The organism is Pedobacter sp. R-06 (genome assembly GCF_049913135.1).
Classification (GTDB): domain Bacteria; phylum Bacteroidota; class Bacteroidia; order Sphingobacteriales; family Sphingobacteriaceae; genus Pedobacter.
In genome coordinates, this window is record NZ_CP183977.1 from 6,455,304 (window position 1) to 6,477,789 (window position 22,486).

Annotated in this window: 17 protein-coding genes and 1 tRNA gene; 15 read left to right on the top strand and 3 right to left on the bottom strand. The window is 40.0% G+C overall.

The window, feature by feature from the left end:
- Positions 1–167: 167 nt before the first annotated feature.
- The 9 genes from ACN9MR_RS26465 to ACN9MR_RS26505 all read left to right on the top strand — a co-directional run bounded on the left by ACN9MR_RS26465 (position 168) and on the right by ACN9MR_RS26505 (position 14,118).
- Positions 168–326, top strand: coding sequence for a hypothetical protein (locus tag ACN9MR_RS26465; RefSeq protein ID WP_426327422.1), 159 nt, complete (start codon positions 168–170; stop codon positions 324–326).
- A 141-nt stretch (positions 327–467) separates the two neighbouring features.
- Positions 468–1,037 carry a helix-turn-helix domain-containing protein gene (locus ACN9MR_RS26470; RefSeq protein WP_057931281.1) on the top strand — a complete coding sequence of 190 codons (570 nt, stop codon included), beginning with the start codon at positions 468–470 and terminating at the stop codon, positions 1,035–1,037.
- 89 nt (positions 1,038–1,126) lie between these two features.
- Positions 1,127–2,017 carry an alkaline phosphatase gene (locus tag ACN9MR_RS26475; RefSeq protein ID WP_426327423.1) on the top strand — a complete coding sequence of 297 codons (891 nt, stop codon included), beginning with the start codon at positions 1,127–1,129 and terminating at the stop codon, positions 2,015–2,017.
- Positions 2,018–2,172: 155 nt separating this feature from the next.
- Positions 2,173–3,492, top strand: coding sequence for a DUF5690 family protein (locus ACN9MR_RS26480; RefSeq protein WP_426327424.1), 1,320 nt, complete (start codon positions 2,173–2,175; stop codon positions 3,490–3,492).
- A gap of 230 nt (positions 3,493–3,722) precedes the next feature.
- On the top strand, positions 3,723–4,883 hold the full coding sequence (locus tag ACN9MR_RS26485; RefSeq protein WP_426327425.1) for a TIGR03364 family FAD-dependent oxidoreductase: 1,161 nt from the start codon (positions 3,723–3,725) through the stop codon (positions 4,881–4,883).
- A gap of 104 nt (positions 4,884–4,987) precedes the next feature.
- Entirely contained in the window at positions 4,988–8,215 is a 3,228-nt protein-coding gene (locus ACN9MR_RS26490) for a SusC/RagA family TonB-linked outer membrane protein (protein ID WP_426327426.1), read from the top strand.
- 18 nt (positions 8,216–8,233) lie between these two features.
- Positions 8,234–9,802 carry a SusD/RagB family nutrient-binding outer membrane lipoprotein gene (locus tag ACN9MR_RS26495; protein ID WP_426327427.1) on the top strand — a complete coding sequence of 523 codons (1,569 nt, stop codon included), beginning with the start codon at positions 8,234–8,236 and terminating at the stop codon, positions 9,800–9,802.
- A gap of 195 nt (positions 9,803–9,997) precedes the next feature.
- Positions 9,998–10,074 (top strand) — tRNA-Asn (locus ACN9MR_RS26500).
- Positions 10,075–10,581: 507 nt separating this feature from the next.
- Positions 10,582–14,118 carry a chemotaxis protein CheB gene (locus ACN9MR_RS26505; RefSeq protein WP_426327428.1) on the top strand — a complete coding sequence of 1,179 codons (3,537 nt, stop codon included), beginning with the start codon at positions 10,582–10,584 and terminating at the stop codon, positions 14,116–14,118.
- Positions 14,119–14,338: 220 nt separating this feature from the next.
- Here ACN9MR_RS26505 and ACN9MR_RS26510 read toward each other — a convergent pair whose 3' ends face one another.
- Positions 14,339–14,752: a VOC family protein gene (locus ACN9MR_RS26510; protein WP_426327429.1), complete on the bottom strand. Its 414-nt coding sequence runs from the start codon at positions 14,750–14,752 to the stop codon at positions 14,339–14,341.
- A gap of 241 nt (positions 14,753–14,993) precedes the next feature.
- Between ACN9MR_RS26510 and ACN9MR_RS26515 the strand changes: the two genes are divergently transcribed.
- The 4 genes from ACN9MR_RS26515 to ACN9MR_RS26530 all read left to right on the top strand — a co-directional run bounded on the left by ACN9MR_RS26515 (position 14,994) and on the right by ACN9MR_RS26530 (position 18,720).
- Positions 14,994–16,148: an aspartyl protease family protein gene (locus ACN9MR_RS26515; protein ID WP_426327430.1), complete on the top strand. Its 1,155-nt coding sequence runs from the start codon at positions 14,994–14,996 to the stop codon at positions 16,146–16,148.
- A 547-nt stretch (positions 16,149–16,695) separates the two neighbouring features.
- The gene (locus ACN9MR_RS26520; RefSeq protein ID WP_426327431.1) at positions 16,696–18,213 is read left to right on the top strand and encodes an alpha-L-fucosidase; all 1,518 of its coding nucleotides are present in this window, start codon (positions 16,696–16,698) and stop codon (positions 18,211–18,213) included.
- Between the two features lie 29 nt (positions 18,214–18,242).
- Positions 18,243–18,581, top strand: coding sequence for an L-rhamnose mutarotase (locus tag ACN9MR_RS26525; RefSeq protein ID WP_426327432.1), 339 nt, complete (start codon positions 18,243–18,245; stop codon positions 18,579–18,581).
- Position 18,582: 1 nt separating this feature from the next.
- Positions 18,583–18,720: a hypothetical protein gene (locus tag ACN9MR_RS26530; protein ID WP_426327433.1), complete on the top strand. Its 138-nt coding sequence runs from the start codon at positions 18,583–18,585 to the stop codon at positions 18,718–18,720.
- Positions 18,721–18,846: 126 nt separating this feature from the next.
- Here the strand turns inward: ACN9MR_RS26530 and ACN9MR_RS26535 are convergent, their stop codons facing one another.
- Complete coding sequence (locus ACN9MR_RS26535; RefSeq protein WP_426327434.1) at positions 18,847–19,461, bottom strand: hypothetical protein; 615 nt, start codon at positions 19,459–19,461, stop codon at positions 18,847–18,849.
- A 286-nt stretch (positions 19,462–19,747) separates the two neighbouring features.
- Here ACN9MR_RS26535 and ACN9MR_RS26540 point away from each other — a divergent pair, with 286 nt between their 5' ends.
- Together ACN9MR_RS26540 and ACN9MR_RS26545 are read left to right on the top strand one after the other, a co-directional pair.
- The gene (locus tag ACN9MR_RS26540) at positions 19,748–20,566 is read left to right on the top strand and encodes an SDR family NAD(P)-dependent oxidoreductase (RefSeq protein ID WP_426327435.1); all 819 of its coding nucleotides are present in this window, start codon (positions 19,748–19,750) and stop codon (positions 20,564–20,566) included.
- A gap of 75 nt (positions 20,567–20,641) precedes the next feature.
- Positions 20,642–21,532: a helix-turn-helix domain-containing protein gene (locus tag ACN9MR_RS26545; RefSeq protein ID WP_426327436.1), complete on the top strand. Its 891-nt coding sequence runs from the start codon at positions 20,642–20,644 to the stop codon at positions 21,530–21,532.
- A 126-nt stretch (positions 21,533–21,658) separates the two neighbouring features.
- Here ACN9MR_RS26545 and ACN9MR_RS26550 read toward each other — a convergent pair whose 3' ends face one another.
- Entirely contained in the window at positions 21,659–22,447 is a 789-nt protein-coding gene (locus ACN9MR_RS26550; RefSeq protein ID WP_426327437.1) for an AraC family ligand binding domain-containing protein, read from the bottom strand.
- Positions 22,448–22,486 lie beyond the last annotated feature (39 nt).

Consider the following 22,486-nt stretch of genomic DNA (forward strand, 5'->3'; position numbering starts at 1 on the left):
ATAGGCCCCTGACCTGTAGCGAAGCGGAAAGCTACGCAGTAAAATAAATTTAGGGTGACGACGATAAGTAAAAGCAATACCAATTAAACCTTTCTTATCCTTCCTCCGTCAAAATAAAACACACAGCGTAAAGCTTGATTTATTTTTTTTACTTAAAAGGTTAGGTTATGAAAAGGATTGTAAATGCATTGCTTTTATTGATTATGGCGGTTAATTTTAGTGCGTGCGTGGTAAGCGCACGTGCACCAAGAGCACACTGGGTACGCGGGCATTATAATATTGGCCCTCATGGCGGCCGGTATTGGGTACCCGGACATTACCGTTAAATTTTTGTTATCGCCGCCTTTTATGGCGGCGATTTGTTTTTATAAGGATGTTAAAAAATGTAATTCGGTAACTTATGCGATTGTTGATTTAGATTGTAGGAATAAAATAATACATTAGCGTTATTAACACGATTTTAGCATATGCAAGAAGAAATTCTTTTACAGATTAGCCTTAAGATTAAAGAAAGACGTAAAGAGCTGGGTATTACCGTTCAGGAGCTTGCAAATAAAGCAGAGGTAAGCAAAGGGCTGATCTCTCAAATCGAAAATAGCCGTACCATTCCGTCTTTAATGGTATTGATGGATATTATTAAAAGTCTGCAGATCGATCTGAACAGTTTTTTTAAGGATATCAATTTTCATAAAAAAGATGCCCCCGTTCTGGTGAAACGAAAAGATCAGTACCAGAAGTTCGAAAAAGAACAGGCCACAGGTTTTAACTACTCGCGTATTTTAACCAAGAACATTAAATTTTCTACTGCAGATTTTGTACTGCTCGAGCTCGAGGTGAATGCGCATCGCCCAATGGTGAAAACCGAAGCTTTTGAGTTTAAATACATGATAGAAGGCAAAGTAGAGTATCAGTTTTCGAAAAAGAAAATTATACTCGAAAAAGGAGACTCTATGCTTTTCGATGGGAGGCTTTCACACACCCCGGTTAATGTTGGCGATAGTAAGGCGCTAATGCTGGTAATTTATTTTTTCGAATAATATTTTGTAAACAAAGTTTATTAATACTTAACAAATGTTTATCTTCATCTTTATAAACCAACCTTTGGTTTGGCAATAGAAATATGAATATGAAAAGATTTTTGAAAAGTACCCTAGTGTTACTTTGTTTATGTGTATTTGCCCACGCGCAATCTAAAAAAATTAAACACGTTATCTTAATCGGTTGCGATGGCTTTGGCGGCTACGCTTTGCCAGAGGCGAATATGCCTAATCTTAAAGCATTAATGGCCAATGGTTCGTGGACTACACAGGCGCGTTGTGTATTGCCATCTTCCAGTGCTGTAAACTGGGCTTCCTTATTAATGGGCGCTGGGCCAACCGAACATGGTTATACCGAATGGGATAGTAAAGTACCCGAAATTCCATCTATCACCAAAACATCTTATGGTTTGTTCCCTGGTATATTTAGTGTAATCAGAGATCAAAAAAAACAGGCTAAAACCGCTATTGTGTATAGCTGGAGCGGTATTGGTTATTTATTTGAAAAAGAAGCGGTAAACATTATCGTTAGCGGAAACGATAAAGATGATTTTTGTACTGATACTACTGTCGCGATTATCAAAAAAGAAAAACCTTATTTTACCTTCCTGCATTTAGATGAACCTGATGGTACAGGACATTCAATCGGTCACCGTACACCTGCATATTATAAACAACTGGAGTTGGTAGATCAGCGGATTGGTAAAATTGTAAAAGCGGTTAACGATGCAGGCATAGCCGATGAAACCGTTATCCTGGTTACTGCCGATCATGGTGGTAAAGGTAAAGGCCATGGTGGTAAATCGCTCGATGAAGTGCAGATCCCATGGATCATCGCAGGACCTGGTATACGCAAAAACCACGAATTAAAAGATGCGGTTATTACCTACGATACAGCAGCTACGCTGGCCTGGTTAATGGGTTTACAGCAGCCGCAAAGCTGGAGAGGGAGACCGGTATTAGAGGCTTTTACGAAATAAAATATAAGCTCTACACGGTAAAACTTAACAATTTGATAATCTTGATTTTGTTTACTAATAATAAACAATGTTTACTATTGTGGTTTAAATAAAATTCATATGTCAAATCAAATTAGTGGTGTTCGGCATGATAAACAACATCAGCAGATATTAGAATGACTTTGCTTCATCTTGCCCGCAAAAAAGCACTTAATTGGCCTTATTGGTTAATTACAATGCTTGGTGGTATAGCAGCATTTGGCTGTTATACCAGTATGTATGCCTTTCGTAAAGCTTTTGCCTCTGCTACTTTTGAGCAGCTGGAATTTCTGCATATCGATTATAAAGTTTGGTTGGTTATTGCGCAAATGGTAGGTTACACCTTAAGTAAGTTTTATGGTATCCGTTTTATTTCCGAATCGGGGAAAAGTAACCGGGCGAAGAGCATCATTTTTCTGATTCTTTTTTCTTGGCTTGCCCTGCTCGGGTTTGCTTTGGTGCCCGCCCCTTACAATATTGTATTTCTTTTCCTCAACGGTTTCCCTTTGGGCATGATCTGGGGTTTGGTATTCAGTTATTTGGAAGGAAGAAAAACAACCGAATTTATGGGGGCCTTAATGTCCATCAGTTTAATATTTGCCTCGGGTTTTGTTAAAACAGTAGCGCGTACGCTGATGTCGTTTGCTTCGGTAAGCGATTATTGGATGCCTTTTCTTACCGGATTGGTTTTCCTTCTTCCGCTATTCCTGTTTGTTTTTTGCCTGGAAGTTATTCCGCCGCCTTCGAAAGAAGATCAGGAGTTACGTACCAAGCGGGTGCCGATGGATGCGAAACAGCGCAGAAAGTTTATCACCACATTTTTGCCGGGTATCATCTTAACCATAATCATTTACGTCTTGCTTACCTGTATCCGCGATATGCGCGATAATTTCGAAGTAGAAATCTGGAATGGCTTAGGCATTCATAATAACCATATTTATACGCAGATCGATACCCTGATTTCAGTTGTGGTATTAGTAATGATGGGACTTTTGATCTTGATAAAAGATAACCTCAAAGCTTTTACCGTGATCCACATCATGATTATTTCAGGCTGTTTGCTCATCGGGGTGAGTACATTCTTTTTCGATAGGGGGTACATTGGGCCGGTTAGCTGGATGGCTTTACTGGGTATGGGGCTGTATATGGCTTACATTCCTTATAACGCCATTTTCTTTGAACGGATGATTGCCAATTTTCACTATAAAAGCAACATCGGTTTTATTATGTATGTGGCAGATTCAATTGGGTATGTAGGTAGTTTTTCGATACTGCTGTTTCATGAGTTTGGCGAAACGAGTACCAGCTGGATGCACTTTTTTAAACAGTGTTTGTTTGCTATACCATTAATTGGTGGGGTGTGCAGTATACTTTCGTTGATTTATTTTAGAAGAAAAACGCTGGTTACAAATAAAAAGATGCAGGCAAGGGGAAAGATGGTTTTAACAGGGGAATGAAATGGCTTGCTTCATCGTCATTTCGAGCGGACCCGATAGCTATCGGGTGTAGCGCAGTCGAGAACCACGAAGTGCTCAGCGAAGCCAAATCTGCTTCAATAGATCTCTCCATTCCACTGTGTTCCAGTCGAGATGACGACCATTTTTATAATTGGAATAATGGAAGAAGACGTGATAAAAACAACATTAACACAGATGATTTTTAATAGCATCTCACAAAAAAATAAACAATGAATAAACATTTCGATCTTATTGTAATTGGTGGAGGGATTTTAGGAACATTCCATGCTTACCATGCTTTACTTTCTGGTAAATCGGTATTGCAGCTCGAAAAAGACAATTTTCCGGTAGGTGCTACCGTTCGCAATTTTGGTCAGGTGGTACCCTCGGGTATGGAAGCCGAGTGGTTCGGATACGGTGTTGCTGGTTTAGATATTTACAAATCCATTCAGCAGGAATTCGATATTTCCGTGCAGCAAAATGGTAGTGTGTACATCGCATCAGATAACGATGAGCAGACCTTAATTCACGAACTGAAAGCACATTACGATACCATTGGTTATGAAGCCGAATTGCTTAGTCAGGAAGCGGTTTTAAGGAAATATCCTGCCATTAAATCTTCTTACGCTAAAGAAGCCATCTTTTTTCCTCAGGAAATTAGTGTAGCACCAGATCAAATGATCTACCGCCTGCACGAATATATGCAGACCAAGTTTGCACAATACACACTTAAATACAACAGTCCGGTTACTGCCTGCGAAAGCAAAGGCACTGGTGTTGAAGTAGGTCTAAGAAATAATACTGAACTTTTTACGGCAGAGAAAGCCATTATCTGTAATGGTTACGAATTTAAATTGCTTTATCCCGAACTGTTTAGCGAAAGTGGTATTGTGGTAAGTAAACTGCAGATGATGCGCAGTATTCCTATGCCAGAAGTAGCATTGGCAGGTAATATTTTAACCGGGTTAACCACCAGGCGTTACGAGAGTTTTGAGCACTACTGCCCTTCTTTCAGAAGCATTAAAACCCCTGAGCATTACGAAGAACTCAAAAAATGGGGTATCCATATCCTGTTTAAAAAAGCAGCAGATAATACGATCATTATTGGCGATTCGCATGTATATGCCGATGTAAACCATTTCGACGATCTTGGTTTCGATTTAAGTCACCACATTAATGAGCTCATGCTCAAAGAAGCCGCCCGTATAGTTGATTTCGATGTACGCAAACTTCAAAGTACCTGGGCCGGATTTTATCCGCAGCATGCAACAAAACATGTTGTAACTTACGATCTCGACGATCGCATCCACATCCGTACGGCTATTGGCGGTAAAGGAATGACTGCCAGTGCAGGTTATGCCGCAGAAAGCATTAAGAAAATATTTAGTTAACAAATACTAAACAGAAATAGGGGTTTTTGTTAACTAAAAGTTGGCATTAGGCTAACATGTACATCTTATCATTGCATCTATAAAACCTAAAAAATTATAGATAAATGAAACATCTCTACAAGATGAAGATGTTCATGGTGGCTTTGTTGTTACTGTGCATCACGCCTTATTTTACTTGGGCACAAACAAAAATTGCTGGTCTGGTTAAAGACGATGCGCAACAGCCGATCCCGGGCGTTAGCGTAATGGTAAAAGGGACTAAAAAAGCTACTTCCACCGATTTATCGGGCCGCTTTACCCTCGATGCCAAAACAGGCGAAACACTTGTTTTTAGTTCGATCGGATTTCTTCCGCAAGAAGTTCAGGTTACGGGTGCAAACCTGACCGTAACTTTAAAAACAGACTCGAAAAATTTAAACGAGGTAGTGGTTACCGCCCTCGGTATCCGTAAAGAGAAAAGAAACCTGGGTTATGCCATTCAGGAAGTAAAAGGTGCCGATCTGGTAAAAGCCAGGGAAGCTAATCCGGTAAACGGATTGGTGGGTAAGGTTGCCGGTTTAACTGTTGGTGTATCTTCAGAGCTTTTGGGCCGTTCGTCGCTTTACCTTCGCGGTAATGATGTTAATTTGGTAGTGGTAGATGGGGTGCCGATCAATTCGGATACCTGGAACATCAATCCCGACGATATCGACACTTATACCGTGCTTAAAGGCCCGGCAGCTGCGGCACTTTATGGTTATCAGGCTTATAATGGTGCGTTATTAATTACTACTAAAAGAGGTAAACTGAGCGACAAAGGTTTTACTGTAGAACTAAATTCGAGCACGCAGTTTAATAAAGGATTTATTGCTTTGCCGAAAAGCCAGGACGAGTATGGGCCAGGTGAACACAGTGCCTATGCTTTTGGTGATGGAAAAGGTGGTGGCTTAAATGATGGTGATTATGATATCTGGGGACCAAAATTCGACGGTCAGTTGATTCCTCAATATGATAGTCCGATTGTAAACGGCGTGCGCCAGGGTACACCGTGGGTAGCCCGCGGAAAGGACAACTTAAAGCGTTTTATCCAAACTGGATTACTTTCTGCAAACAACATTGCTCTATCTTCTGCTACTGATAAGTATAATTTAAGGGTTTCTATTTCCAATAATTACCAAAAAGGAATTATACCGAACACACAATTAAATATCAACAACTTTAATGTGAGTGGTTCGTATAACATCAGCCCGAAATTAAGAGCCGAAGCTTATATTAATTATAGTCGCCAGTTTTCAGATAATATTCCAGATGTAAACTATGGTCCGAACAGCGTAATTTATAACATGACACTTTGGGGTGGTGCCGATTGGAATATCGATGATATGAAAAACTACTGGCAGCCGGGCAAAGAAGGCATCCAGTCTATCTATGCAGAATATCAACGTTACCACAATCCTTATTTTATGTCGTACGAATGGTTGCGCGGGCATAAAAAGAACGATATTAACGGTTATGCCTCATTAAACTATAATGTAAGCAAAGGATTGGATGTATTGTTAAAAACACAGATTTCGACCTATGACCAATTAAGGACCGAGAAAATGCCATTTTCTGCCCACCCTTACGGACGTGAAGAAGGCCTAGGCGATTACAGGGAAGACCGCCGCAGCATGTTCGAAAACAATACACAGTTAATTTTAAAATACAACAAAAACGTTGGTGATTTATTCGAAATCAGTGCTTTTGGTGGAGGTAACGCCCGTAACTTTAGTTATAACTCTAGTTTTACCACAACCGATTACTTGAACGTTCCGAATGTATATAACTTCTCTAACTCTAAAAACCCGGTAAAAGCATTCGATTTCAATTCTAAAATGTTGGTGTTAAGTGCTTTTTATTCGGTTGATTTAAGCTTTAAAAAGTATCTGAATATCAATACCACTGGTCGTGTAGATAAAAACTCTGCGCTTCCTCCTGGCAATAACGCGGCATTCTATCCTTCGGTTTCTTTAAGCTCGGTAGTTTCTGATTATGTAAAAATGCCTGCTTTTATCTCTTTTGCAAAAGTAAGGGCATCGTATGCCAATGTTAAAGACCCAGGTTTGGGTACACAGGAATATATTGGTGCCACGCCATTACAAACTTATCCGATAGGTTATGGAGCTGAATATACCTCCTCTTATGGTGGCCCGGGGTATGGCCTGTCTTCGCCGTACAGCATTAGGCCAACCTATAACAACCAAACTGGTGCCTACTACACCAATAACCTGATTGACCTGAATGCGGTAAAAGCGCAGAGCAGAACCAACTATGAAGGCGGTATCGATTTGAAGTTTTTGAAAAACAGGCTAGGTTTCGAAGCTACATATTTCAGGTACATCGACGGGCCAAAAATTATCAGGCAAAATATCTCGGCAGCTACAGGTTACCAAACCAATACCATTAACGGCCGTAAAACGCAGAATAGTGGTGTGGAGTTAAGTTTATCGGGCGCACCTATCATGACCGATAAATTTGGTTGGGATGTAATGATCAACTGGTCTACCTATAAACAGATTTATAAAGAGCTTGCCCCAGGCGAAACATCTGTTGATCAGTTCTTTAAAACTGGCGATCGTATCGATAATATTTATGGCTCTGTTTTAGCTAAAACGCCAAGCGGACAAGTAATCCATACTTCAAGTGGAACACCGGTTTCTTTGCCGGTTAACCAGCTGCTAGGTCATGCCGATCCAAACTGGGTATGGAGTATCGGTAACAAATTCAGGTATGAGAATTTCTCTTTCAGTTTCCAGTTAGATGGTAAAGTGGGTGGGGTGATGCAGGATTATGTGAGGTTAAAATCGTTCCAGGGCGGTCGTCAGATCGAAACCATTCAGGGTAAAATGGGCGAAGCCAGATATCAGGATTACCTGCGTGTAAACGATCCAACTTACAAAGGTACATGGGTAGGCGATGGGGTAGTGATTGCCAATGGCGGTAAACTTAACTTCGATCCTGTTACCGGTGTAATTACCAATTATGGCGACCTTTCTTTTACGCCAAACACAACTCCGCAGTTGTTGCAGGATTACCTGGGTGTTTTTTATGGTGCCAAAGAAAATACTATGATGAGCCGTACCTATGCCAAATTGCGAGAAGTAACTTTTGGCTACCAGTTGCCTAAAAAATTATTGGAGCGCACGTTTATCAAATCGGCCAATATTTCGGTAGTGGGACGTAACCTGTTGTACTTTATCAATTCTACTTATAACGATGTGGATGTAGATCAGTATTCGGGTAGGGAAGGTACTTCTACGCTGCAAACACCAACCACAAGAAGTGTAGGTTTTAACCTGAATGTTACTTTTTAACCTTTAGCAATAAGCATTATGAAATCAATATATAAAATCCTGTTCCTCTTCATCATCGTTGCTGTTTGTGGCGGATGTAAGAAAGAATTTGAAGAAAATTTTAAAAATCCGAACCAGGCCGAAACCGTTCCACCAAACTTATTATTGAACGGTATTTTGTTCGATATGTACGAAGCACCTTTTTCGAGCTCAGAAAGATGGAATCAGTACACTGCAGCCAACTATTTCTATTACGCAACCAATAACTACGACTGGACAGGTGCTTCATTAGATTACACGACTTTGAAAAATGTGGTGAAAATGGAAGAAGAAGCCAACCGTTTGGGTGGCGCGGTAGCTAAACCTTACCTGGCACTGGCTAAATTCTTTAAAGCGTATTATTTTGTGAAAATGAGCTTGAAAGTAGGCGATTTACCAATGACTGAAGCCTTAAAAGGTTTTGCCAACTTAACACCGAAGTACGATACCCAAAAAGATATTTTTAAACAATCTTTAACCTGGTTAGAAGAATCGAACAACGATTTGTCGGTTTTAATTACTGCAGGCAACAAAGAATTAAAAGGCGATATCTACCTTAAAAATGACCTGGCTGCCTGGCAAAAGGTGGTAAATACCTTTAAATTACGGACTTTGATCAATTTGAGCACAAAAGCGGATGATGCTGACTTGCAGGTAAAACAGCAATTTGCTGCGGTATTGGGCAACACAACCAAATATCCGGTCATGGAGAGTATGGCCGATAACCTGCAGTTTGTATACAACGAGAGTTTTAACAAGTATCCGAACAATAAAGATAATTTTGGTAATGATGCCTTGCGTTACAATATGGCGGGTACGTATTTAAATACGCTTTCGAGCCTTAAAGATCCTCGGGCTTACATGGTAGCTGAGCCGGCAAGGGGCATAGCAGAAGCCAATGGTTACGCTATTACCGATTACCGCAATTTTATTGGTGCACCTACAGGTGAAGATCAAGGGGTGATGTTGGATAAGGTGCAGAAGGGGCTGTATTCGCTGATTGGCCGTTATCGCTATTATAGTGGTTATACAGCCGAAAATACTTTTATCATTGCTTATCCTGAGCTTTGTTTTATCAAAGCAGAGGGCATTAACCGCGGTTGGGCTACTGGCGATGCCGAAAGCTGGTATAAAAAAGGGATTCAGGCTTCTATCGGTTTCTATGGTATTAAAGATGGTGTTAATGTGGTCACCTTCTTGAAAAAAGATGGGAAGCTGGGCGAATTTGAAAACTTTAATGTTAATTTCTCTTTCGAAAGCGATTATTATTCGCAGACTGCGGTTAAATACGCCGGTAATACAGCCGATGGTTTAAAGCAGATCCTGACACAGAAATACCTGGCTTATTTCCGTAATTCGGGTTTCGAAGCTTACTATCAGTACCGCCGAACTGGTGTGCCAACTTTCGATATCGGTCCGGGCGTAGGCAATAGTAACAGAATTCCTAAGCGTTTTCAGTACCCTAATATTGAAAGAACAACCAACGGCGAAAACCTAAAACAGGCTTTACTTCGTCAATATAACGGAACTGACGATATTAATCTGGCGCCGTGGATTGTTAAACCATAATTGTTAATGGTCTGATATTCAGTTTGAAATTTGCAAAACGATCCTCTGCCGTAAAGGGAGGATCGTTTTCTTAAATAATAATTAAATTAATTTTTGCATAAATAGTTTAAAAGCGCTAATATTGCACTCCCAAAACGAACAAGGGTATTGAACTGCAAAGTGTAAATAGGCCTCGTTTTAGGGAATGACCAGCACTCCTTCTTAGCTCAGCTGGTTAGAGCATCTGACTGTTAATCAGAGGGTCGCTGGTTCGAGCCCAGCAGAGGGAGCCAAAACCCGCAACGAAAGTTGTGGGTTTTTTGCGTTTGGGGCTGGGCGAGAAGTTTATCCTGAGCGCAGACAAAGAGAGCCCGGCAGAGGGAGCCAAAACCTGCAACGAATTTGTGGGTTTTTTGCGTTTGGGGCTGGACGAGAAGTCTGTCCGGATTTTACATGGAGGAGCTCAGCAATGGGAGCAAGCTTTTTATTTACGATTTATATAGAAATGAAAGACTTCATGGCTTATGCCTCGGGATTAATCAGAGGGGTGCTGGGAAGTAGGGCTAAGCTGCTATACAAGTTAACAATGGCCTTCAATATTCGGGCTTGATATAACTTACCCTAAATTCTTTAATAACCAATCTCAAAGTGCTGAAATTCAAGAGTGGTATATATACGCGTATTAATGTGTACCTTTAATAATATTTTCTTTTAATACTACCTTTCCCATCACAATCAGCATCCCAGTGGTGTATTTGCAAATACAGTGATCTTTACCAGTAAATTTTATTACAAGAAGAATGAACGAGCCGGAGTATATTATTGCCATTGGCGCATCAGCAGGTGGACTTGAAGAGATTAATTCATTCTTTGATCACACCCCATTAGACGGGGTATCCTATGTTGTAGTGCAGCACCTCTCCGCCGACTTCAAGAGTAGGATGGCGGAGGTACTTGCGAAGCACAGTAAGCTTTTGGTAGAAGAGGCTACGGAAGGACTGATCATTGAGACCAATCATGTTTACCTGATTCCCCACGATAAGTTCATGACCATCAGGGAAAACAGGTTGTACCTTCAGAACAAGGACAAAGCTAAAAGCCCGCATCTAACTATCAATACCTTTTTTAATTCGCTTGCTCTTGAATGTGGACGAAAGGCAATTGCCGTTGTACTTTCAGGATTAGGTAGTGATGGATCAGAGGGACTTATTGCAATAAAGAAGGCAGGTGGGATGGTAATGGTCAGAAACCCTGAAACCTCTCCGTTTTCTAGTATGCCTGCAAAAGCAATAGCCACAGGCATGGTTGATTTTATACTGGAACCCTCTTCAATGCCGGGAGCTATTGAAGATTATGTGAATTATGAAGGCGGCCATAAAGCTGAAGTGCTTGACGATGAAAAAAATCTGGCGGCAATTGTAGATCTGATCAAGGAGCGTTCACCGCTTGATTTTTCGGACTATAAAATTTCTACCATACTCAGAAGAACAAAACGACGGGCAGCATACCATGACTTTACTTCACTGAAAAAATATTATGATTTCCTGAAAACTTCTCCTGAAGAAGTTGAGGCACTTTCAAAAGATTTTCTGATCAGCGTAACTACTTTTTTTAGAGATAAAGAGGCTTTTGATTATATACAGAAAAACATTCTTCCAGGGATTTTAAAAAAACTGGCTCCTAATGAAGAACTTAAACTATGGGTTGCAGGTTGTGCCACAGGGGAGGAAGTATATTCCCTGGCCATGCTTATTGCAGAACAGTTAACGGGTGATCGTATCCATACTGTAGTAAAAATATTTGCCACCGACATTGATAGTGCCGCGCTAATCCATGCAGGCAAGGGAATTTATCATCCCGATACTTTAAAACATGTTAGTAAGGAACGGCTGGGCACGCATTTCCTCAAGGAAGGTGAAAGTTACCGGGTCAGGCCATCACTCCGGAAAATGGCCATCTTTGCGCAGCACGACCTGGTCAAGAACCCACCATACTGTAACATGCATTTCATCAGCTGTCGGAACTTGTTGATCTACATGGCTCCGGTACTTCAGAAAAAGGTGTTTTCAATGCTGCTGTTCGGTCTGAAGCTGGATGGCTATCTCTTTTTGGGCTCGAGTGAAAATCCTATGCCCATTATCCAGAACCTTGAGATCAGCAGTAAACAATATAAGATATACCGCAACATCAAATCAAAAAAGGTTTTCAGTTTCGATGCTTTTTCAATGCCAGACATGCTGGAAGTAAAACAGCGGCCAACCTTTGTCTCTGGTGAAAGTAGGGATCCTGGTTTAGGAGATACGCTCTCAGAAATGATGCAGGTAAATCTGGCAGAAGATATGGATTATCTTGCCCTCTGTATTGATGAGCATAATAATGTTGTAAAATCATATGGGAATACGGCTAAATTCCTGCTTGCAAAGCATTTTACCACCAATATCGAAAAGCTGCTGCCTCAGAAACTGGGTATGATATTCCGTACTATGAGCAATAATGTGCTCAAGACGGGGCAAAAAGCTTCACTTAACCAAATCAAGATTAAACATAACGGCTTCCTTATGCGGGTAAATCTGAGCCTCAGGCCGATGGAGCTGAAAGGTAGTGAGCAGAAACTGATTATGGTAACTTTTACGGAGGATAAAACCTTCGAGGCTTCATTGCCGGATGAGCCAGAGTTTAACGAAAAAATCTATCATAATGAATATACGCTTAACCTTGAAGAAGAAGTTCGGGAGCTAAAAGAGCAGCTTGAAACAGCCTACGAGCAACTTGATGCTTCAAATGAAAATATGCAGTCATTTAACGAGGAGATGATCTCTGCCAATGAAGAAATGCAGAGTACCAATGAAGAGATGCAGTCTGTAAATGAAGAACTTGATACGATTAATACGGAATACCAGCTCAAAAATAGGGAGCTGCTTGATATTAACGATGACCTGAACAATTATTTTAGGAGCAATATTAACGGCCAGCTTTTTATCAATAACGACCTGCTTTTGATGAAGTTTTCGCCCGGTACGGTGAAACAGATTAACCTGTTAGAAACTGATATTGGAAGACCACTGAGCAACATTACTACCAATATAAAATTTGAGACCATTATTGAAGACATCAAACAGGTGCTGGTAGATGGCTGCCTGATTACAAAGGAAATAGAGACCAACAACGGTAAGTGGTACCAGGTGATGACCATGCCCTATGTGCAGCAATCGGATCAGAGAAATAGTGGTGCAATTGTAACCTTTAATGATATAACCGAACTCAAAAGGGTTCAGCAGGAACTCGATATCAGCAGTAAAATGTTAGCTATGGCTATTGATGCTGCAGAGATGGGTACCTATTCCATCAATATCAATACCCGTGAATTTGTTCCCTCTGGTAGGCTTAAAGAGATTTTTGGGTTCACTGCCGGTGAAGAAATGTCCTTTGACGGGGCTGTTTCCAAAATTCAGCAAGACTACCAGTTACTGTTCACTTCAGCGGTGGAGAACTGTATCTTAAAGGGTGAAAAACTGAATATAGAATATCCCCTTAAGAGCCATATGGAGCACAAGGGCCGATGGGTAAGGGCCATCGGTAATATTTCATACGGCAAGGATAACAACCCAAATTATTTTACAGGTGTTATCAATGATATAACGATCCACAAGCAGGACGAGATACGTAAAAATGATTTTATTGCCATGGCGAGCCATGAACTCAGATCACCTTTAACTACCATTCAGGGCTATATGCAACTTGTTGCTTCAAGGGCGAAAAAGGGTGGTGATGATTTCGTAATTGCCGCTCTGGAGAAATCGAATGCACAGGTTAAAAAGATGTCCAAGCTGATCAATGGGTTTCTAAACGTCTCTAGTTTCGAAGCAGGTAAGATCAGCCTTAACCAGGAAATTTTCTGGATAGGTGAACTATTGTCAGAAATTGTGGATGAAGTAAAATTTATTTCTGCAAAACATACCATTATCATATTGCCCGGACCGGTGTTTAGCGTTTATGCAGATAGAGACAAGATTGGTCAGGTGGTAACCAACTTTTTAAGCAATGCGGTAAAATATTCACCTGTTGGAACAGTTGTGAAGGTATCCACCCAGGCTTTGGAAGATCGTACGGTAACTGTTTGCATAAGAGACGAGGGTGCTGGGGTTATGGAAAAGGACAGGGACAAACTTTTTGACCGTTATTACAGGGTAGATAATGTTCAAACTAGAAAAGTTCCGGGCTTTGGCCTTGGTCTTTATCTTTCTGCTGAGATCATCCAGCAACATAAAGGCAAAATATGGGTAGAGGGCAATGAGGAAAATGGATCTGCTTTCTGTTTTAGCCTTCCTCTCAATTAAATACAAAACGTAAAAGCACATTAATGGCTGGCAAGGAAATCGGTTTGGATTTCGGCCTATACTTCTTTCAGAAGATGTTGAAGATGAGGTAAAGCGATAATACTCCATATTACCCTTGCTTCCATGACTAAAATTACCTGCAAAAATAATGAAGCGCAAAACAAAAAGGGCAAACACGAAAAAACCGTCGCTTGCCCTTTTTATTAACGTTAAATATAAATTACCCCTGGTGCTCAGGTGCACCGTTTGGATCCATCCATACATATTCCCAATGGTGGCCATCAAGATCGTCGAAACTATGTTGATACATAAAGCCATAATCGGTAGCCGGATTAGGTATTGTGGCACCGGCCGCTACCGCTTTATCTACCATTTCGTTAACGGCATCTTTACTGTCGGCCGATAAGGCAATGGAGGTTTCTATTGCTTTGTGCGCATCAATGATTTCTTTTTGGGTAAAAGTCTGAAAAAAGGGTTTGGTGAGCAGCATTACATAAATGGTATCGCTGATGATCATGCAGGTTGCTTTCTCGTTGGTAAACTGTGGATTAAAAGTATAACCAAGTTTGGTGAAAAACGCTACCGACTTGTTAAGGTCGCTAACGGATAAGTTCACAAAAATTTGAGTTGCCATATTGTTTTCTAATTTAGTATATTCAAAAGTACAATAAAGCCAGGTAGGTATTAATGTGCAAAAACGACAAGTTAAGGGGTTAAACGCGACTTATGTGATGGCTAACTAATTTGAGATGCTTGCTTCAAGTTAAACGCCCAAAAATTTTAAATGCATAGCGCCTTATAACGATTTGTAATTGTTTATATCTTTAGTTCTGGTTTCCGATGGTTGCTTAAACCTTTAAATCTATTAATCGCTCATGAAACGAATATTACTCATTGTAACAGTCTTGCTTCCCTTTTCTGTTTTAGCTCAAAAGAAATTACCAATTGTGAAGGCTGGTGCTGGCCAGGCAAAAATTTACGAACAGGATAACGCAGTATCGAACTGGTATATCAATCCCAAAATAAAACTGGATGTTTTTACAACCGGTAAGTTCACGAAATCCAAAAGCATAAAATTCAAAACAGATATTGATTCGATCGTTTTTAATATCAGCCCAGGGCAGAAAAAGGAATTCATTGTGTTGTTAAATGGCAAAGATTCGTGCCTCACTCAAATTTCCGCTCCTGTGCTAAAAAACTTCAGTAAGGTGTCGCCCGAAATTCACGATTCAATACCTTTTTTTGTGAATAAATACAACACGAATTTCTTACCGGTTGTCTTTAACGGTACTGACTCTCTGTTGTTGAATTTTGATTCGGGAGCAAATGATATAGACCTTACCAACGCTGCACTGGCGAAAAAAGTGAAGTCGAAACTCAAGCTTTATAACACAGATTATGGTGTTAAAATTGGAAACCATACCTACAAGAGCAAAATTTATGATATTGAACTGGCAGGGAATGAAACCGATGGCCTATTGGGATGGGATATATTCGATGGTATGATTGTAGCGTTGGATTATGATCAGAACAAAATGATGGTGCATTCTACCATGCCCAAGCAGATTTTACAGGATAAACAATACACCAGGTTTAAGATCACTTATATCAAAAACAAACCTTTTATAGAAAGTGAAATTTCGCAAAGCGGAACCAAAAATAAAAGCCTGTTTTTCTTCGATTTAGGTTATCAGCGTACCGCTATGCTTGATAACGATTTGTTGCGGGAAATGCACTTTCCAACAGAGAAGATGGAAGTGATCAAAAAGGTAATTATGCGTGGTATAAGGGGTAACGAGGTACCGGTAACCACGGTAAAACTGCAAAGTTTGAAGATCGGTAATTTTGAATTGAAAAATGTTCCAGCTCAGGTTATGGAACAAAATAAACCTATGCCAGGCGTTAATGTTCATTATCTGGGAACCGATATTCTGAAAAGATTTAATACGGTTTTTGATTTTCAAAATGATGTGATCTATTTAAAGCCAAACCATCTCTATGATGTTGCCTATGCAGATGAAAAGATTTAATATCTCCATTTTAACCACAGAGATCACGGAGTGAAGTCACAAAGAACACAGCGTTAGGTCGTCCTCGTCTGGAGTGCAATCCCGAATTTTCGGGAGGGAGATCTTTAAAGTGTGGCTTTTACGTCAATCATCCATCTTGCATTATCCATTTTTAACCGCAAAGATCACAAAGTGAAGGCGCAAAGATCGCAGCATTTGATCGTCATCTCGACTGAAGTGCAACGAAATGGAGAGATCTATCCTTTTATGCCCATCTTCATTTTAATCACCCGTCCTTTACCTACGCTATCCAGTTGGTTTTTTTAGTATGTGGCGATAGCGATGAGATTGAAATTAAGAAAGAGAATAAAGACGGATTTGAGTTGCAATTTCTGAATAAATCAATCGGCGGGGCTGAGTTCATGATCTACAATTCAGCAAGGAAAAGGTGCGCTGTAATGTTTTTTATCATATCCTAAATGTCGGATTTTTACAACAAATAGTCTAATTATTTCAAGAATTGAGCGGATGAGTTACTTATTTTTGATTAAAACCAAATATAAGGGAAATGAAAAAAATAATATTAGTTGGTCTTATGGCTTGTTCCTTAGGCTTAAGCCTCAAGGCACAACAAAAAACAGATAAGGTAGAACAGGGGATTTTTAAACCTACAGATGAATCTTTAAAGCAATATAAATATCCAGACTGGTTCAGGGATGCCAAGTTTGGGATCTGGTCGCATTGGGGCCCCCAGGCAGTTCCCAGACAGGGCGATTGGTATGCCAAGAATATGTACGTTCAGGGTAGTGCGCAGAATAAGTATCATGTAGCAACTTATGGTACACCATCTAAATTTGGATACAAAGATATTATTCCTTTATGGAAGGCAGAGAAATGGAACCCTGAACAGTTGATGGCCTTATATAAAAAGGCAGGGGCCAAATATTTTGTAACCATGGGCTCGCATCATGATAATTTCTTTCTATGGAACTCCAAAATCCATAAATGGAATTCGGTAAATATGGGGCCACGCAAAGATGTAGTGGGCTTATGGCAAAAAGCAGCCAAAAAAGAAGGACTCCGTTTTGGCGTTTCCGAGCATCTTGCGGCCAGTTTTAACTGGTTTCAGCCAAGTCATGGCGCAGACAAAACAGGGCAATTTGCAGGGATTGCCTATGATGGGCGCGATCCGAAATATTCCGATCTTTATCATTTACCTGCTGATTCGGCCGATATGAAAGAGTGGCTAACCAATAACAAGGGCTGGCATAAACAATGGTTGGAAAATGTTAACGAACTAGTGGATAATTATCATCCTGATCTGCTTTATTCGGATAGTAAACTTCCTTTTGAAGATATAGGGCGTACAATGGTTGCTCACTATTATAATCAGGATATGGCCAAAAATAAAGGTAAACTCGAGGCAGTATATACACCAAAAGAGCCATCTGAAGGTAAATGGGCACAAGATGTAGAACGCGGAGTATTGGATTCGATCAGCCCATTTCCGTGGCAAACCGATACTTCGATAGGAGATTGGTATTACAGAACCGGGCAGAAATACAAAAGTGCAAATGAAATTGCCCAGCTTTTGATCGATATTGTAAGTAAAAACGGAAATCTTTTGATCAATGTTGTACAGACTCCAGAGGGAGACTTGGAGCCGGATGTTGTTAAAATTGTTACAGAAATTGGCGACTGGACCAAATTGAATGGAGAAGGTATTTATGCATCGAGACCATGGAAAGTATATGGAGAAGGCCCTTCTACTATTAAATCAAACCAGAAAAAGGGTCACTTTGGTGGCTTAACCGATTCCGGTGAATATCAATCTACCGATATCAGGTATACCACGAAGGAGGGCAATCTTTTTGCTTTCTGTTTAAATGTGCCAAATGAAAGCATCAGGATGACCTTACTTGGGCGCAAATCGAAATACCTGGAGAAGCCCATCAATTCGGTTACGATGCTGGGCAGTAAAAGTAAATTAAGGTGGGTGCAGGAAGATGATGCCCTTGTAATTACCAAACCCGCAGATTATCCGGCCTGGTTGGTAACCGGTTTCAAAATAGAATTCAAAAAATAGGAAGAGCTGCTCAAATTTTAAAGTGGAAAATGAAAAGATATTGCCTTGCACTGGATCTCGTTGATGATCCAAAACTCATTGCGGAGTATGAAGCTTACCACATTAATGGTTGGCCTGAAATTAAGCGGAGCATTATCGAATCGGGGGTTTTGGAAATGGAAATATACCGCATTTCGAACCGTTTGTTCATGATCATGGAAACTGAGGATGATTTCAGTTTTGAAAAAAAAGCAGCGATGGATGTGGCTAACCCTAAGGTGAAAGAGTGGGAGGAACTGATGTGGAAATATCAGCAGGCATTACCCTTGGCAAAGCCTGGAGAAAAGTGGTTGCTGATGAAAAATATATTTAACTTAAACGAATTGTGATATGAAAAAAACCAACGGGCACATGCACAGAACAGGGCTAAAGTCAGCTGGTTTGGTATCTTTCGTGGGGGTAAGGGCAAAAGATTGGAAGGTGATTTGCCCTTGCCGCAAAAGAGCTGCCCTTAGCCTTTTGGACTGAAATGCAGCACCCTGGATTAATTGAAACTGAATCATTTAATTACAATGATCTTTAGTTAGATTATTAGGCTTTACTTAAAACCAAAAAGGAGAATGTACGAAAATCATTCTCCTTTTGTATTTTATGTTAATCAATGAATTGTATCTGTTGTACTAAGTAGGCCTTCCCAAACTTCTGCGGATCGTGTACTACTGTAGCTTTAATGGCCTTCCATTTTGGCCGTTGTCCTTTTTGCCAGTTTGCACGGATTTCCTGTACATTTAGCCATATTTCTTCAAGTTCGTTCTGTACAGTACTGTTTGCATAAGTGAGCTGTAACTTATCTGGAATCAGATAATAGTCATTTCCTGTTTTGCTCAGTCTTATTGCTGGTCCGCCAGGTACATATGAAGTAATCAGCTGAACAGGAAAAGATTCCGTTCCTTTGTATTGCTCTTTACTAATTATCTTTTCGAAAATAAAGTAGTATTCAGGCCCATCTTGAAGTGGCTCTTTATCGCGGTTGAATCTGGCTTTAACGTGGTAAGAATAACCAGGTTCCCTTTGATCAAAACCCCATAGCGAAGCACCAGCATCTACATTGCCTGGCAACTTTAAAAGCACATCATTATCTGCAGCATAACGAGGGCTTACCAGCAGTTCAACTTCCTGTCCGTTTTTTAAATTCAGCGGACCATATCTTTCCGATTTTTTACAAGAAACAAGTGCAAAGGCTACAAAAAGAAAAAGTAGGTTTTTCATAGGTGGTTAGTTTTTAGATAATGGTTCCTTATAAAACGTAAAGATACCGATAGACGCTACAAGATATTGAAAGTTTTGTGCCGTGCCTATTTAAGCACTTGGTTACCGAAAATCCTGATTTGGCAATGAAATAATTACCTAATCTGTATGCCTCAATGCGCTGGTTATTATTAAATATTCGCACAAATTTAGCTAAACCTTAAAATGTACCAATACTCCCGTGTTTTGTATAAATCGGCCTTAGCGCTCCACAATACCTTTGTTATCAATATTTAACAAAGAAAAAATGTCGAAAATAATTTTAATTACCGGTGCCTCACGTGGCTTTGGTAAAATCTGGGCAAAGGCCCTTTTAGAGCGCGGTGATAAAGTAGCTGCAACTGCAAGAAATACAGCAGATTTAAATGATTTGGTAGAAGCTTATGGTGATGCGGTGTTTCCGCTTCAACTGGATGTAAACGATAGAGATGCCTGTTTTGCAGTAGTTGAAAAAGTTAAGCAGCACTTTGGCCGTATAGATGTATTGATCAATAATGCGGGATTTGGTTTATTTGGTGCTATAGAAGAAACGACCGAACAACAGGCCCGTGCACAAATGGAAACCAATTTTTTTTGGCTGTTATGGGTAACGCAAGCAATTGTTCCGGTAATGCGCGAACAACAAGCCGGGCACATTATCCAGGTCTCGAGCTTCCTGGGCTTGGTAAGTTTTCCTGTGCTGGGCTTATACAATGCATCTAAATATGCTGTAAATGGCTTAAGTGAAACGCTTGCACAGGAAGTAAAAGGTTTTGGCATTAATGTAAGTTTAATCGAACCAAATGGTTTTTCTACCGATTGGTCGGGTGCTTCAGCTTTCCAAACGGAGCCGCTAGAAGCATATGCTCCAGTTAAAAAAGCATTTTTTGATGCTTCAACACCCGATAGTTGGGGCAAACCAGAAGCAACGGTACCCGCTGTATTGGCATTAATCGACAGTCCTAAACCTCCTTTACACTTCTTGTTGGGTAAAGTGGCTCTCCCAGGTGTTAAACAGGTTTATGCAGAACGTTTGGCCGAATTTGATGAGTGGGCTGAAGTAGCGACCAGTGCACACGGTCATTAATAAATCATTTAAAACCTTTAACTACAAGCTGTACAGGGTAATTGTGTAGCTTGTGGTTAATTACTATGCAAAGGGATGAAACACTATAAAAATTTGGCCGAATTACACCGGGAAAATGCTTTTCCGCCGCCCGAGAACCCATTGTTTAGCATTTACAAATGCGACCACATGTGTAGCATGGGCGACCGGGAGTTTACAAGCGATTTCTATATGATCGGTTTTAAAAAGATTATTGCCGGACAAATCCTTTATGGACGTACAAAATACGACCACGAGAGTGGTTCGATGATGTTCTTTAAACCCCATCAGGTAATCGAAATGAAAAACCTGGAGATGGATGAAGACGGTTTTTTGATTTTTATTCACGAAGATTTTTTGAACGGACATATGTTGCATGATACAATCAAAAAATACCACTACTTTGATTACGAAACCAACGAAGCGCTGCATCTATCGCCCAGTGAAGAAAGCACAGTATGGGAGCTGTATCATAAAATTGAAACCGAATGCCACAATAACCAGGATGAATATAGCCGCGAATTGATTTTGGCCAATGTAGATACTTTGCTTAAGTACAGTCAACGTTTTTACAAAAGGCAATTTCTTAACCGCACAGAAATTTCGGGCAAAACAGTAACCAGGTTTAATGAAGAAATAAATAAATATGTTGCTAATGGATTACTGGCTACTAAAGGTTTGCCATCAGTGCATGATATGGCGGCGCGTTTAAACATTTCGGCAGGTTATTTAACAGATGTTTTAAAACAGGAAAGCGGAAAAACAGCATTAGAACATATCCATATTTACCTGATAAGTGAAGCAAAAAACCGTTTGATCGGTGAAAATAGGTCGGTTTCGGAGATTGCTTATGCATTGGGGTTTGAGAACCTTTCTTATTTCTCGCGTTTATTTAAAAAAGAGGTTGGTATTAGCCCGAATACATTTAAAAAGCAGTTGCTGAATTGATATTTCATACTATTGTTGGTCAGGATTTGCAATTCGTTTTTAATTATTTATCCCGCAGATCTAAAGGATGAGTGCAGAATCAATTCCATCACACACCTTACATTTTCCATCCTTTAGCTTCGGGCTTCAGACTTTTCGCACCAGTTTACTTACATGGCTTTCATCAACAAGGCCAAATTCTACGGCAATTTGTTTCAATCCAAATCTTCCGCTTTCTATTCGCTGTTGAATTAAATGCTGACGATAATTGTGGATATACTGACGTAAGGTTATGCCTGTATTTCTTTTAAAATAGGGGCCTATATAGTCTTCTGAAAGATTAAAGTGTACCGCCATTACATTCGCCTTTAAATTTTTAGGCTGGTAAATATATTTGTGCAGGTAACAGAAAATGGCTTGAATGTCTTTTGATCGTTTTGTACTGCTTTTAATTTCAGGCATATTGCGTTGCATAATAGTGGAAAGCATTAAAATCTGTGTCCAGATTAAAGCTTCATTTTGCAACATGTTTATGTTAAGTGATAGAATGAGCGCAATGATGTTTTCAACAATCAAATGATCATCGGCAGTAAAGTTAAAACTTAGAAAATGTGTTTCCCGGCTTTTGATCAGGTATTCTAAGTATTGTAAGCCTGTTGAACCAATCTCTTTTTGATGGATGTACAGATCAGTAAACTTGATGTAAATGAAATGTGTTTTTTCATTAATTTCGAAACGATGGTCATCATCCGGACCAATTAAGAAGAGATTCCCTTTTTCGTAAACAATTGGGATTTCGTTAATGATATGATTGCCAGATCCATTTTTAATGTATATCAGTTCGTAATGATTGTGCCGGTGTACAGGGTGCTGCCATTTGCTTACTTCAAATTCTGAAATAACAATTGGTTGAAATTGGACGTATCGCTTCATCATAGGTTTATACAAATCTATCATACTATTTTACAAAAACAT